12 protein-coding genes and 1 tRNA gene are annotated in these 13985 nt (G+C 38.2%); 9 read left to right on the top strand and 4 right to left on the bottom strand.

Going from position 1 to position 13985, the window contains the following annotated elements:
- The first annotated feature begins 10 nt into the window (after positions 1 to 10).
- Complete coding sequence (coaE, locus tag ACZ47N_RS02585; protein ID WP_464887583.1) at positions 11 to 631, top strand: dephospho-CoA kinase; 621 nt, start codon at positions 11 to 13, stop codon at positions 629 to 631.
- A gap of 2 nt (positions 632 to 633) precedes the next feature.
- Complete coding sequence (locus tag ACZ47N_RS02580) at positions 634 to 2232, top strand: ABC transporter substrate-binding protein (RefSeq protein ID WP_464888405.1); 1599 nt, start codon at positions 634 to 636, stop codon at positions 2230 to 2232.
- A gap of 67 nt (positions 2233 to 2299) precedes the next feature.
- On the opposite strand, the gene ACZ47N_RS02575 is transcribed toward ACZ47N_RS02580, so the two are convergent.
- Positions 2300 to 2385, bottom strand: a tRNA-Leu gene (locus ACZ47N_RS02575).
- An 88-nt stretch (positions 2386 to 2473) separates the two neighbouring features.
- Positions 2474 to 3142 (bottom strand): hypothetical protein, encoded by a 669-nt coding sequence (locus ACZ47N_RS02570; RefSeq protein WP_464887582.1) that lies wholly within the window; start codon positions 3140 to 3142, stop codon positions 2474 to 2476.
- A gap of 169 nt (positions 3143 to 3311) precedes the next feature.
- Between ACZ47N_RS02570 and ACZ47N_RS02565 the strand changes: the two genes are divergently transcribed.
- Entirely contained in the window at positions 3312 to 5471 is a 2160-nt protein-coding gene (locus ACZ47N_RS02565) for an Eco57I restriction-modification methylase domain-containing protein (RefSeq protein WP_464887581.1), read from the top strand.
- On the opposite strand, the gene ACZ47N_RS02560 is transcribed toward ACZ47N_RS02565, so the two are convergent.
- Complete coding sequence (locus tag ACZ47N_RS02560) at positions 5361 to 6323, bottom strand: ComEC/Rec2 family competence protein (RefSeq protein ID WP_464887580.1); 963 nt, start codon at positions 6321 to 6323, stop codon at positions 5361 to 5363. The genes ACZ47N_RS02565 and ACZ47N_RS02560 overlap by 111 nt on opposite strands.
- 65 nt (positions 6324 to 6388) lie before the next feature.
- Here ACZ47N_RS02560 and ACZ47N_RS02555 point away from each other — a divergent pair, with 65 nt between their 5' ends.
- From ACZ47N_RS02555 to holA, 6 genes are read left to right on the top strand one after another with little or no spacing between them, the layout of a single operon-like run.
- Complete coding sequence (locus ACZ47N_RS02555) at positions 6389 to 7774, top strand: hypothetical protein (protein ID WP_464887579.1); 1386 nt, start codon at positions 6389 to 6391, stop codon at positions 7772 to 7774.
- A 14-nt stretch (positions 7775 to 7788) separates the two neighbouring features.
- Complete coding sequence (locus ACZ47N_RS02550; RefSeq protein WP_464887578.1) at positions 7789 to 9102, top strand: tetratricopeptide repeat protein; 1314 nt, start codon at positions 7789 to 7791, stop codon at positions 9100 to 9102.
- Positions 9103 to 9113: 11 nt separating this feature from the next.
- Positions 9114 to 10241 carry a YibE/F family protein gene (locus ACZ47N_RS02545; RefSeq protein ID WP_464887577.1) on the top strand — a complete coding sequence of 376 codons (1128 nt, stop codon included), beginning with the start codon at positions 9114 to 9116 and terminating at the stop codon, positions 10239 to 10241.
- A 37-nt stretch (positions 10242 to 10278) separates the two neighbouring features.
- A complete protein-coding gene (locus ACZ47N_RS02540; RefSeq protein WP_464887576.1) occupies positions 10279 to 11790 on the top strand; it encodes a ComEC/Rec2 family competence protein in 1512 nt (503 codons plus the stop codon).
- Between the two features lie 21 nt (positions 11791 to 11811).
- The gene (locus tag ACZ47N_RS02535) at positions 11812 to 12393 is read left to right on the top strand and encodes a cysteine hydrolase family protein (protein WP_464887575.1); all 582 of its coding nucleotides are present in this window, start codon (positions 11812 to 11814) and stop codon (positions 12391 to 12393) included.
- 14 nt (positions 12394 to 12407) lie between these two features.
- Entirely contained in the window at positions 12408 to 13451 is a 1044-nt protein-coding gene (holA, locus tag ACZ47N_RS02530) for a DNA polymerase III subunit delta (protein ID WP_464887574.1), read from the top strand.
- A 116-nt stretch (positions 13452 to 13567) separates the two neighbouring features.
- Here holA and rpsT read toward each other — a convergent pair whose 3' ends face one another.
- Complete coding sequence (rpsT, locus tag ACZ47N_RS02525) at positions 13568 to 13843, bottom strand: 30S ribosomal protein S20 (protein WP_464887573.1); 276 nt, start codon at positions 13841 to 13843, stop codon at positions 13568 to 13570.
- Between the last annotated feature and the right edge of the window lie 142 nt (positions 13844 to 13985).

Here is a 13985-nt window from a genome sequence, read left to right as displayed (position 1 = left end):
GGCTATATCAATGAAAAAAATTATTGGATTAACAGGTCCTATCGGTTCTGGGAAAAGCACCGTCACAAAGATCTTAAAGAAGATGGGTGCTTCTGTAATTGATGCAGACAATGTTTCTAGAAAAGTAGTGGCGAAAAATCAACCTGCACTTAAAAAACTCATACGTAAATTTGGGAACTCAATAATAAGGGAAGACGGAACGTTAGACCGAAAAACGCTTGGAAAAATTGTTTTTGGAGACCAAGAAAAACGACAGGATTTAAATCGGATTTTACACCCATATATTTTAGAAGAAATAGATAAAGAAGTTCTTCGATTTCTAGATGATCTAGAGGGAGAAATTTTAGTGATTGATGCTGCTTTGCTATTTGAAACCGGCCTTCATGAAAAGGTGGACACGGTTTGGTATGTAGATGCTAGGGAAGCAATACGAATCAGCCGCATTCTTGAAAGAGATGCCATCACCTATGAAGACGCAATGAGAAGGATCGAAGCTCAGCCGGGACAAGATAAAAATAGACAGCAAGCAGATATTATTATCAAAAACGAAGATGGGTTGGAACAATTGATGCATCAAGTAGAAACGCTTTATACAAACACAATTAGCTTAAAGGGGAGGTTTTTTGATTGAAAATGGGAAAAAGATGGGCTATAGCAATATGCCTGTTTCTGATAATGAATACGTTGTTAGCTTGTCAGGATTCATCTACGGAACAAGAGGAAGAACAAACAGATCAAACAACAGAAATAGAAGTAAATCCAGAGGATAGTGGGCCTCTTCATTTTGCAGTAACTAGATCCGACACATTAAACCCGCTTTTTAATGGAAATCCAAGCTTAACGCAGATGTACCACTTGATTTATGAAAGTTTAGTTACCTTAGATGAAAACCATGAAGTAGTTCCTTTATTGGCCAAAGAGTGGGAATGGGATGAAAGTGGACAGAGTATTGTATTTACATTGAGGCAGGATGTAAAATGGCATGACGGGGAACCTTTTGTGGCTGAAGATGTTGTGTTTACCGTTAATGCTATGAAAAGACAATTGAATCAGTTAGAGTATCCCTTTGTGCACGCCGATATCATCAATCAGATTTCAGATGTACGTAAAATAGCAGATCACCAAGTGAGAGTTAGTTTCAGTAGACCTTTTAGCAGTGGTTTGGAAGCCATGGTATTTCCAGTGTTACCACAACATGTTTTTGCAGATACTGGCCAAAACCTGTTGAATTCAGATAAATTCCCAATCCTTGGGACAGGACCCTATCGAGTTAAAAAATATGATAAAACAAGGTCTTTTGAGTTGAATGCTTTTGATGGATATTGGGGAAAAAAGCCTTATATTAAAGAAATGTTTGTGACAGTAGTACCAGATCGGGAAGCGGCTATGTCCATGTTCGAAAGTGGAGAAATTGATTTAGTGGAACCTCTATCTGTTGACTGGACTAAGCATACAGACCGGGATGAAGTAACGGGGAAATCATTTTTGTCAAACCGTTATGAATTTATTGGATTTAATTTTGATCATGAATGGTTAAGTCAAAAAGAACTTCGGCAAGCTATTGCATATGCCATAGACAGGGAGCAAATTCTTCAGAAGTTGTATTTTAATCATGGTATTATAAGTGATACACCGGTTTCTCCAGAATCATGGTTAAATCAGATGGAAGAAATAAAATATGAATATAACGTAGACTTGGCAGAAAGCATGATAAAGGAAATGGAAATACCAGAAGGGACCACCTTTACGTTGTTAACCAATGAGGATAATCCGCTGAGAGTAGCAACGGCACAGATCATTGCTGAATCCTTGACAGCTATGGGCTTAGAAACGGAAATGGAAGCTGTGGCGTGGGAGCAGCTGCAAGAAAGAACAAAAGAAGGAAGCTTTGAAATGATTTTAACAGGTTGGCATCTGTCCATCTTGCCAGATATGTCCTTTGCCTTTCATTCAACTCAGAAAGCGGATGGAAATTTTATTCGATATGAAAATGATAGAATGGATGAAGTTCTTCAAGATATTTTTGCAGCAATAGAACCAAATCAGAAAAAGAAGGAATGGTTGAAGTTTCAGGAGTTGTTCGTGGAAGAGATGCCCTATGTCAGTTTGTTTTTCAAGAAACATGCTATATTACATCGTGAAACCTTAAGAGGTGATCTACGTCCCGATGTTTATAATATTTTTCGAGGTATTGAATCTGCATATATAGTGACACCTATGGAACAAGAATAGATTAAGAGAAAAAAACGAAGAGCCTAGGCTCTTCGTTTTTTTTTCTCTGTCGATCTTATATACTGATTGGTGCGGTAGGTGGGACTTGAACCCACACGCCATTAAGACACAGATCCCTCAAACCTGCCTGTCTGCCGATTCCAGCACTACCGCATAAGATATCAAAATACTTTAATAGTATATCGTCTTCGGAGTGCTATGTCAACAGGCTAGTGCGATTTGTCAAAGGATATTTTCTGTTTTATGATTTTTTATCAACGATTTGTCCGCTAGCATAATGATGTAGGGTTTGCTCCATTTTTTCAACAAAAATACTTTGATTTGGTTTTGCCTGAATCTTTTTAAACAGTTGATTTAGTTCAAAAAGCAAGCCGTGTTGATAGTGGAACAAAAAATTAGCTCGGCTAGGTTCTTCTTTTAATCGGATACGCAATGTTTCTGCTTGGGCGTTCAAATGACCGTTTGGTTTCAGTTGGACCCCAAGGTCTCCTAGGGGAGACAAGTATTTTCGAACTGTTTGAATTATTTTTGTGCTGTGATCCAAGCCAATCTCATTTTCAAAGTCTTTTAAACTGTCTAAAGCCTGGTTGTATTTAAGAAATAATTCGATCATAAGACCAATCCATTCATCAGCCTCCTGATCTTGTGTATTTTGTCGGAACTTGGATAAGGCATCCTCTAAAGCTTGTTCTCGTGCATAAAATTTCTTGTAGAATTGTTTCAAGTCGTGAATTTTGCCATAAAACATATCAGAAAAAAGCAAGAAATTTTCACTTGCATTGGACATCGAGTTTTTCACTGGATTAACTCGTTCTAATTTATCTACAGTGGAAACCTGTTGATTCGTGTTTTTTCGATTGAAATAGTAGGTGGATATACGGTCTTTATTTACAGAAGAAATTTTAGACATAAGATCACCTCTCACCTATAGTATCGGCAAAATAGCTGGATTCCATTATATTTTACTTATTTTATTGATACCCTTAGAACGCCATTTTCTATCATGGCTAGTAGAAGATTTGCATCTTGCTATATGGTATAATAAAGCAATAAAAAGAAAATGGACGAGGGAGAAATTCATGGGAAAGTCACAAGACTGGATGAGTATTTGCAAACAAGAGATACAAAGAATACACGATGCATATGGGATGAAAACTCATTATATTTTGTTATGGATATTGACATACATTCTTGGTAAAGATGGCCAGAACAAACAAACAGCCCATCGGTTAAGGGTATTAGAGCAAACTAATTGCAGATTTTTAAAAGATGCCTTTGATTTTCTTGATCAGAAGTGCATCCCTAGCATTCAGGATGCCTTTGATTGTGTGCCTGTCCCCCAACCTTTTGAATTGGAAAATTTTTATCAAGAAGTCCTCAAAGGAAGCTATAAAGATCAGACTGGAAGTTTTTATACGGGAAAAGAAATGGCGGCCTTTATGGTTAGTCAATCTTTGAGAGACCTCTTATCTAATGGGGAAATCGGTCATACAATGGAGGAGCGGCTAAGCTACTTAAGAAGCATTCGGATAATTGATATTTCTTGTGGTGGTGGGATGTTTCTGAGAGAAGGATTAAAACAGTTATTGGCCCTTCAAAGAGATATGGCAGAAGAATTGCAATGGGAAATTGATGACAGTGAATGGATTGGTCATATCCTTCAAAACCAGTTGACTGGTGTGGACCAAGAAGCAGAAGCGGCTGTATTGGCCGAAGTCTTACTTCGCTTCGAAACACCGCAGGCTATTCAAGACAAAATAAAAGTGCCGATATTTTGTTCCGACGGGCTTTTATGGCAACCGCCCTGCGGACAACTATATGACCTTGTTATTGGAAATCCGCCGTATATAGGTGAAAAAGGCAATCAAAACATCTTTAAAAAGGCGAAAGAAACGAATTTTGGCAGGAAGTACTATGAAAGAAACATGGATTATTTTTATTTTTTTCTTTATCGAGGCCATGAATTATTAAAGGAAAATGGTAGGATATGTTATATTACCACATCCTACTTTGGGACAGCAGATGGTGCTCAGAAACTAAGGCAACATCTGAAAACGAACGTGCAGTTTCATTGGATTCTCCAATTAGGAAATAAAAAAGTATTTCACCAGGCAAAGGGGCAACATAATTTAATTTATAGCTTGTCAAAAAAGGCTGGTAACCCACGGAAATCTTCAACAATTGTTTTTGCAGGTACCTATGAAGGGAAAACGAATGATTTATTTTCTACTTTAAAGCAGCAGGGTGTTGAAGCATCAGTTCTTGGGGTGAGAAGGGTTACTTATGAGTCTTCTTCAGATTTATTCGATGAGCGAGGCCAATTGTTGTTAAGACCACCGACCATTATAAAACCTGCCTTAGAAAAACTAATAAACCATTCGACGTATCAGCTTAAGGATTTATGCACGGTGAATCAGGGTTTGGTAAGTGGTGCAGATAAAGTAACAGAAAAGCACCAGAAAGCCTATCCAGACTGGCAAGGCAATCAAGGTATCTTTGTTTTGACGAGCAAGGAAGTTGAAGAGATAGGGTTTTCAGAAGAGGAAAAAAAATTCTTGAAGCCATTTCATAAAAATAGTGATATGATGTCATTTTTACCACGCAAACGACAGGATCAGTGGATCCTATATGTGACAGATCTAAACATGCCTGACATTCATGATTTCCCAAAGATTCATGACCATTTAGAAAAGTTTCGGCCAATTCTTGAAAAAAGAAGAGAAGTACAGTTGGGGATTCGATCATGGTATGCATTACATTGGCCTAGAAAGCAATCTTTGTTTGAAAAACCTAAAATAATTGCCCCTCAACGATGTGCGTACAATATTTTTGCATGGGCCCCAGAAGCTTGGTATGCCAGTGCAGATGTTTATTATATTCAGATGAAGCCGGAGGCATGGTTTTCTCCTTTTTATTTGTTAGGGTGGCTCAATTCTTCCTTATGTTATGCCTACTTAGATTTTTATGGAAAAACGAAGGGGAAAGATCTAGAGCTATATGCCACCCCGTTGAAAGGGATTCCGATTCCGATGCCAGATAGTTTTGAACAGGAAGAATCCGTAGTAGAGTTGGTTGAAATGATGATGGAGGAAAAGGAGGATAACTTACGTGAGCAGTACTGGAATCAATTAGACAGCCTGTTTATGGAACGGTACGGCATCACAGGAGAGACAGCAGAAATGATTCGTGATAGAATTATGAAGTTGCGGAGAAATCTCAGTCGTAGAAACTGGAGATAGATTAATGGGTTCTTGATGAGACCAAATTTTTTCTCCGTCGCTGTATAAAATGACGGATCCCTGCAGGTCAGTTCGATAAATCCAAACACCTTTGGCTTTCAACCGATGGATCACCTGATGGTGAGGATGACCATAGGCATTGTCCTTAGCACAAGAAATCAATGCAATTTTTGGTTGAACAGCAGTAAGGAAGGGTTCAGTAGTGGATGTTAAACTACCATGATGTCCCACTTTTAGTACATCGGAAGATAGTTGTACTGGAGAAAAACGATCCACCAGATCTTTTTCTGCCTGAGTCTCTATGTCTCCAGTAAACAAAAAAGACATTTCTTGATGTTGGAGTTTCATCACAATAGACCAGTTATTCAAGTTTGAACCGTAATCCACGGCTGTGTAGAGAATGTCGAAAAACAGGTCATCCTCTATGGTATGGCGAGAAGAAGTTTCAACAATTTGGATCGTTGCTTGACTTTCGTCGATGGCTTCCAGAAAAGATTCATACAAAAGACTGGTATGCGTAACGGCAGGCATGATAACTCGGTTCACAGGGATTTCTTTCATGACAGAAAGCAATCCGCCAATGTGATCTGCATGTGGATGAGTCGCAAGCACATAATCAATTTGTTTCACGTTATGCCGCTTCAAATAAGCCATTAATTGATGGCTATTCTCGGGAGGACCTCCATCGATAAGCATGTTTATCCCTTGGGGTGATTGGATTAAAAGACTGTCGCCTTGACCAACATCGATCATATGAACTTTTAGAGAGGATGCATCAGAAGAAGGACTACAGCTTACTAAAAAAAGGGAAGCGATCAAAAGGATCATGATTATTTTTCGCTGTTGATTCATTAAAAGGCAGCTCCTGTTCATTTGGATTAAGTTTTGTGTCGAAAACAAAGAAAGAGTGATTGGTTATGAAGCAACAACAATATTTTATCATAGTTTTTGGTCTAACCCTATTGATTTTTGTGCTGGCAGGATGCGGCAAGGAATCCGTTAAAGAAGAACAAAGAATGGACATGACAATGCCTTGGGAGGATCCTTGGTTTTTACCGCAAGAGGCAGAACCCTCCTTAAAATCCTTGGACATAGGCTATGAAGTAAAGTGGCCTCGTCAACAATGGGCTATATATCAAGGATTTATTTCGACGAAGCCCTTAATGATCAACGATGAATTAACGAAAGCCTATGAAATTGACGTAGCAGAAGAAGGCTTAAAACCTGTTTCTATCCAGTCTGTCGGTGGATATTATGTGGAGCAGAAGCATGGAATCCTCCAGATTGAAACTGGGGATCAAGGTGTTTTCGTGGTGTCCAAGGATCAGAAGGGGCGATATCACCTGATCCATCACTGGGGAGACTCTTTAGGATCTAGAGAGAAACTTATGGAAAATCAAATGGTATTACCGGAAATTGTTTTCAATTCTAGGCGGGACAAAGTATTGTATTTTGATGATACCGAGGACTCTTTATACAGCTACCATGTGATTAAGAAACAAAGCAAAAAAATAGCCATTAAAGATAAAACACTGAAGCCTGAAGAATGGTCTGAACAAATTCGCATCTCACCCCAAGGAGGCTATTTGTTGGTAGATGCAGAAAAAACTGATTCTTTTTCCGCTGGATTCAGCTTGTATGGGACTGATTCAGGTCGTGAGTTGATATCCCATATTCCGGGAACTTATTCTGTTTGGGGTAAAGATGATCAAATCATTGTATTTCGCTTCGAAGAAACATTACAGATGGGCATTTATTTTCGAGAAAGGCGTCAAATGACGCTTCTAGGACAAGCGAATCCAGATTTTGAAATACTGGAAGGCCCGTTGGTAGCAAAAGATGGGCATCATGCTTTGTATGTCAGCAAAGATCAAAACCAGGATATAAGGCTTCACATTCTTCACCTACAAGAAGAGATGGAGAGAACACATATCTTACCGGCCTGGGATGGTACAAGTTGTTTGAAAGAAGACGTGTACTTTTACGGAGAGGGGTACCTGATTTTTAGGATACAGCAAGAAGGGAAATCGGAGTTGTTCATTCAAGATAATCGGACCGGAAATGTCTCTGTGACCAATGTATCCGATGAATTACCCATGTTTTTTTTAGTTGGTCATCAGATATACTACTTTGTAGACCAAGAGGATAAAATAAACATGATGCGAACAGATCTTAATACAACACAAAAGATAATAAGTCACGTGGATGTGTACGATAGAGTATCCAAGGTTAATATGGAAACAGGCGTAATAGTATACCTTGAAACAACAGAAAAAGAAAAATCAGCGTGGCTGATTCAATGAGGAAGGGGAACAAAATGATTTTGTATCTATTTTCTTCGAACAGTAGTGAGCAAAAGGGATTGGTACAACAGCTACTGCAGATTAAGAGGGAAGAGGATGTTACTAAAATATGGACAAGGTATAATTCGAGTTTCGGTGAAAGGGAAACAGTGAGGAATATTCGGTCCATTCAAGCAAAAAATAGACATCAAGGAATTCCTGGGTATTGGCTTAAGATCCAAATGGATTCAAAAAAAGGGGTCAAGAAGAGTTTATCGGATATCTATGAAATGGTAGGCAACCATCGGATCAATGGAAACGTATTTTACCCCAGAAAACCCTACTCCTATGAAGTCCTCGAAAAAAAATGGCAACAAAAGTACTGTTTTCAAAAAAGAAAATCGAATAAGGAGACCTATGGTATTTTTTTTCAAGAAATAAAAGGACTTATGAAGGAAAATCAATTTGATAATGCCTATTATGGACTATTGTTATTGTTACAACATCGACCATCCTTTTTGAAAAAATATCATAGAGATAGCATTTTTGAAGACCTTTCTTATCAATATGATCTTGCAGGGGACTTTCATCGTGCTGAAAAATGTCTTCGAATACAAATGAGACTGATGCCAGATTCGCCATTACCAGCTTTAAATATGAGCAATCTTTATTTATTGAATGAGATGATGGAAAAAGCGATGGATATATTGAAGGCTTCATTAAAGAAACACCCATCCAACCAGTATTTAATGCATAATTACATTATGGCTCTTGGTAACGTAGGAGACACTCATTTGGCAGTAGATGTATTGAAAAAAGCCTTGGAAAAAGATATGAGAAATTCTTTTTACTGGAAGCTATTAGCAGATTTATTATATGAAATGGAAGATGTGGAAAACGCACTACAATGCTACAGAAAGGCGTTGCGTGGAGACTCAGAAGAGTTTACGGAAGAATATCGAGCAGATACATTTTTTGGAATGGCGGCTTGTTTTTTTGAAAAAAAACAGTATAAGCCTGCAAAAGATTATTATCTTAAGGTGCTGAAGACTTTTCCTGAAGATCATTATACATTAATGAATATTTCGCAAATATGCTTTTATCATTTAAAGGAGTCGGAAGAAGCTCTGAAATATGCAAAACAAGTGGCTGAAAAAGGGTCTGAAAGTGGGTACCTTCATTATCAAATGGGATTAATTTATCTTGAAATGAATATGAGCGAAAAAGCCCGTTGGCATCTTTATAAAGCCCGCAGAATGATTCCTTTTTATCAACCGGTTCACCATGAGTTAAATCGGCTGAAAAGAAAAATGCTTGGATTAAAAAATCATGAAACCTTAGAGAAATGAGGGAAAGAGAGATGAAAAAATCACTGGTAATTACGGTGATATCCATAATGTTACTATTTCAGAGTTTTGCTGCAGCCCAGGACCTGATTGAAAATAGAGCCGAAGACACCATGGAGACATTGAGAGGGATCGTGTTGGAAGTGGAAAAATCCGGCTCTGAGGATTCATTTGCCATACAAGAAGTAACCCTGGAGATTTATCGCGGCTCCTTGGAAGGAAGAATCGAAATTGTGGAAAATCACTTGAGTGATCATCCTGTATATGATATTCCAGTTGAGCCAGGAGAACGGGTTTTGCTAATGAAGGAATATTCGGAAAATGGTGAATACACACTTCATATCACCGAATACGTACGTGATCGTTCTATTTTCAAATTAGCTCTTCTTTTTTCTTTGTTGCTTTTATTAATCGGGCGATGGAAAGGACTTAAAACACTGTTGACCCTTAGCATTACTTTTTTTATGATTGTTCACGTTTTATTACCTGGTATGCTCAAGGGCTACTCGCCCATTGTGCTTTCGCTTTTTTGTTCTTTTGTGATTACGCTTGTTACAATTTTTATCATTAATGGAGTGAATGGCAAAAGCGTTTCGGCAATCATAGGTATTTTGGGTGGACTTATGGCAGCAGGATTTGTTATGCTTTGGGCGGGGAACCAAGTAAAACTAACAGGACTTTCCAGTCAAGAGGCTACCATGTTGATGTATATTCCTCAAGATGTGAACTTCGATTTCCGAGATCTACTTTTTGCTGGTATTATTATGGGAGCCCTTGGGGCTGTCATGGATGTAGGTATATCCGTAGCCTCGGCCATGGAAGAAGTTCGACGAGTGCGTCCGGATATATCGATCCGTGAGCTGATGAAATCTGGAATGAATGTTGGGCAGGACATTATGGGAACCATGTCTAATACGTTGATATTAGCATATACTGGTGCAGCGCTGCCGTTACTCCTGTTGTTTATGGCCTATGATGCAACCATGATCGATATCCTTAATCTAGATATGATTGCTACAGAAGTGGTAAGGGCGTTATCTGGTAGTATTGGACTGGTTTTAACAGTACCCTTAACCGTATTAGCTAGTGTTGTTTTATTGAATAGAAGGGTAAAGAAATCGTCAAGCAGGTGTGAGAAGTAGCTAAGCTGGAATCGGAGACAGCGAAGGAGCGTCACGTATGAAAAGACCTATGATGATGGCGGGGATCTCTTTTTTAGCTGGAGTAGCAATGGTGACGTTGCTAGGTAGTTATATATCTAAAATGTGGCTATGGGGAGGATCTTTAGCTGTAGGAGGTCTGTTTGTAACAAATCTTAAAAGAACGCCTATATGGATCGCCATCCTCTTTTTCGTTACAGGTATGTTTCTGGGGTACAGACATCAACATCAGGAAACTTTTATGGATTACCTAGAAAATGATATTATTTCATTACATCAAATCGATGGGATAGAAGGTGTTTTGCTAGAAACGCATCATAGCAGTTTTGGGCATGTTCGCTATAGTGTTTCTATAAAAGAAATTCATTTAAAAACAAGTCCCAGCAGTTACCCTATTACAGGTAAGATAATGGTGGAGGCTAGAAACAATGAATTTGTATTTGGAACATATGAGTCTGGAGATCGGATCATGATCCATGATTTTACGGTGGCAGAAAATTTGTTAAAGGATACAGAAAATACGTATTACCAGTTTCTGAAAGATCGTGGATTTCAAGGGGTGTTAAGAGCCGAATTCGAGGAGATGGAACATATACCAGTGAATCGATTCTTTCTAATAGAAATTGCCAACAAAGCAAAGCACTCTATGCAGTCTTTTATTCAACAATATTTGGACCCTCCAGAAAGCAAGGTTTTGAAAAGCATTATGTTGGGGAATCAGGGATATTTATCTTCAGATATGCGGGCTATTTTTGCTACAACAGGAACCGCTCATATCATAGCCGTATCTGGCCTTCATACTGGCATTATTGCCATGGCAGCTCATGAAATAACCAAGGGATTAGGTGTAGGCATACGCAAAGCCAAGGTCATCACCATGGCTATGGTATGGTTTTATGCATTAATGGCAGGGTTACCAATTTCTATGTTGAGGGCTGGATTTATGATCACTATCATGTTGTTATCCTTTTCCTTTCAGCGACATTACGATCCTGGAAATGCATTGATACTGGCGGCGATGATATTTGTGGCTGCAGATCCTTCTATGATAAAGAGTATCTCCTTTCAGCTAAGCTTTCTTGCGACAGCATCTATCATAGTGGGGTTGGGCTTTATAAAGGAGAAAAATCAATTTCAGATACCAGGATCCAAACTTCTCATCATAACGTTGATTGTTCAAATTGGTACCTGGCCAATTCTGGCCTATCATTTTAAAGAACTATCCATGATGGCTCCGCTATCAAACCTATTGATTCTTCCAGTACTAGGAACACTCATGATCTTAACACTGATGGCTTGGTTTTTCAGTTGGATGCCTTTGGTTGCTGAGATAATCATGCACGTGGTGAATGGAATCTTACTATATATGATTCGTTTGATAAGCATGATGGCCGAATGGAAATATGCTTCTATATCGATTGAAACCATGCCTATGAAGTTTTTGATGATCTACTATTTGCTGATGCTAGGAGTTCTGCTGGCTGTAGATATGATTTCTAATGAAAAAACTAGGATTCATAATGTTTGTTAATAGGGACAGGAGGCGATTGTAATGAAAAATATGGAGGAAAAAAAAGCATTTATATTAGTAGATTACACCCGAGATTTTGTAGCAAATGATGGAAAACTTACGGTTGGAAAACCAGCACAGGCTATCGAAAAAGCGATTGTAAAAAAAATCCAACAGGCTTCGGAAAGTGGAGATCTGATTTTTGTCATCAATGATCTTCATGATGAAAAGGAAGAATCTCATCCTGAACATAAGTTGTTTCCGCCTCACAATTTAATAGGGTCTGAAGGAAGAAAGCTTTATGGAAGCATTCACCCATTGATCAATGAACTGGAACAGAAAAATCCTGGACGAGTCTATCGAATGGATAAAAAGAGGTATTCTGCTTTTTGTGGAACCCCTTTGCACCTTATTTTAAAACAAGAAGGAATAGAGACCATTGAATTGGCTGGTGTTTGTACGGATATTTGTGTGCTTCATACAGCCATCGAAGCTTATCATAAGGGATTCAAGGCGATTATAGATGAAAGCTTAGTGGCCAGCTTTAATGAAGAGGCTCATCTAATGGCGTTGGATCATTTTAAAAATGTTCTGGGTTTTCAAGTGTTAAAATCATACGAATGAAGGAGTACACGTTTATGCAGGAATTGATTAAGTTAAAAAACACATCCGCAGAGAAACTCCATCCCATTTACTTTATAACTGGTGAGGAAATTTTGTTGATGCAACGCTTTATAGAGTTATTGAAACACAAAGTGGTACCAGGGTCGATGGAGGATTTTAATCTGGCAAGGTTTGAAGAGAAATCTTTTACGGTAGATATGTTGCTAGAAAGCTGTGAAACCTTGCCAGTAATGGCAGAAAAAAAGTTGGTCATAATGAAAAATCCATGGTTTCTAGAGACAAAAGGAGCGTCACTAGATAGTAGAGATGAAGAAAAACTGAAAGCATATCTAAGTTCGCCGCCAGAGACAACCTGCTTAGCTGTTTTTTGTGAAAGGAAACCAGATGGAAGAAAAGGGATAACAAAATTACTGAAAAAGACAAGTTGTTCCGTTGAATTTCAAAGACTGAAGGAAAGTGATTTGAAAAAATGGGTGATCATTGAGTGTGAAAAGCGAGGAAAAACTATTTCAGCAAAGGCTCAGAAAGCCCTAATAAATAATTTTGACTATCTAAGCAGGAACCCTACCCAGTCCCTTCATGATATTAGCAGTGAAATTGAAAAAATGGCTGCTTACATGGGATCGAAGAAAGAAATCACCGAAGAAGTAGTGAAAGAAAGCTCAATATATACATTCCAGAACGATGTTTTTCAACTGATAGATAGCTTGAGTCAGAAAAAAATAGCCGAAACACAAGTGCGATTTCGTCAGTTAATGGCAGATGGGGAGCCAGTGATGAAAATAATTGGATTTTTGAGAAATCAATTTAAAACCATGCTACGGGTCAAGGAAATGGATCAATACGGGTATACGGCAGCAAAAATGGCAACAAAAATAAAACAGCATCCTTTTGCTGTTCAAAAGAGTCTGAAGTACAGTAAGAATTTTGAAGAAAGAAAATTAATAGAACTATTGAATCGATTTAACCAGCTTGATCGTAGGCTGAAAAGTGGGAAGATGGATGCAATTTCCAGTATGGAGTTAATGATGGTAGAAATATGCAAGGAGTCCTCTTGATCATGGAGAAACAAAGGCGGGGTAGATTTTTTCATTAAAAAAGACTGATGGATTTGGAACACCACATTCCTTCATCAGTCTTTCTAAGACAACTATCTGACTTGAGATCATACTTTTTAAGAAGCAGTACGCTGAAGTTTTTTTGTCAAGCGAGAAAGTTTTCTGGAAGCTTTGTTCTTGTGAATAACATTTTTGGAAGCAGCTTGCTTAAGCTTTTTATCAACAAGTTGCAATTTCTCTTTTGCCAGGTCAAATTGTTCGCTGTCAATAGCCTCTTCAAAGCGCTTAATGGCAGTTTTGAGCTGGGATTTGATCATTTTATTACGTGCTGTTTTCTTCCGAATGACACTTACTCTTTTCATTGCTGATTTTATATTGGCCAATCTATTCACCCCCTTATACGAGCATTAACATTCTAATATTACCAAAAGATTGAAAAGAAATCAATATATTTTTAATGAATTCTATGTATCCATAGATGCTTTTCATTGAAAGAAATTATAAGTGTGTGATATAATCAATTGGTTACTCTGA

Source organism: Tindallia texcoconensis (assembly GCF_055383815.1).
This window is presented reverse-complemented; position numbering and strand designations above follow the sequence as displayed.

Coding starts and splice junctions, on each gene's coding strand:
- ACZ47N_RS02565 (WP_464887581.1), top strand. CDS start 3,312: ATGGGAAAGTCACAAGACTGGATGAGTATTTGCAAACAAGAGATACAA.
- ACZ47N_RS02580 (WP_464888405.1), top strand. CDS start 634: ATGGGAAAAAGATGGGCTATAGCAATATGCCTGTTTCTGATAATGAAT.
- ACZ47N_RS02545 (WP_464887577.1), top strand. CDS start 9,114: ATGAAAAAATCACTGGTAATTACGGTGATATCCATAATGTTACTATTT.
- coaE (WP_464887583.1), top strand. CDS start 11: ATGAAAAAAATTATTGGATTAACAGGTCCTATCGGTTCTGGGAAAAGC.
- ACZ47N_RS02550 (WP_464887578.1), top strand. CDS start 7,789: ATGATTTTGTATCTATTTTCTTCGAACAGTAGTGAGCAAAAGGGATTG.
- ACZ47N_RS02560 (WP_464887580.1), bottom strand. CDS start 6,323: ATGAATCAACAGCGAAAAATAATCATGATCCTTTTGATCGCTTCCCTT.
- ACZ47N_RS02555 (WP_464887579.1), top strand. CDS start 6,389: ATGAAGCAACAACAATATTTTATCATAGTTTTTGGTCTAACCCTATTG.
- holA (WP_464887574.1), top strand. CDS start 12,408: ATGCAGGAATTGATTAAGTTAAAAAACACATCCGCAGAGAAACTCCAT.
- ACZ47N_RS02540 (WP_464887576.1), top strand. CDS start 10,279: ATGAAAAGACCTATGATGATGGCGGGGATCTCTTTTTTAGCTGGAGTA.
- ACZ47N_RS02570 (WP_464887582.1), bottom strand. CDS start 3,142: ATGTCTAAAATTTCTTCTGTAAATAAAGACCGTATATCCACCTACTAT.
- ACZ47N_RS02535 (WP_464887575.1), top strand. CDS start 11,812: ATGAAAAATATGGAGGAAAAAAAAGCATTTATATTAGTAGATTACACC.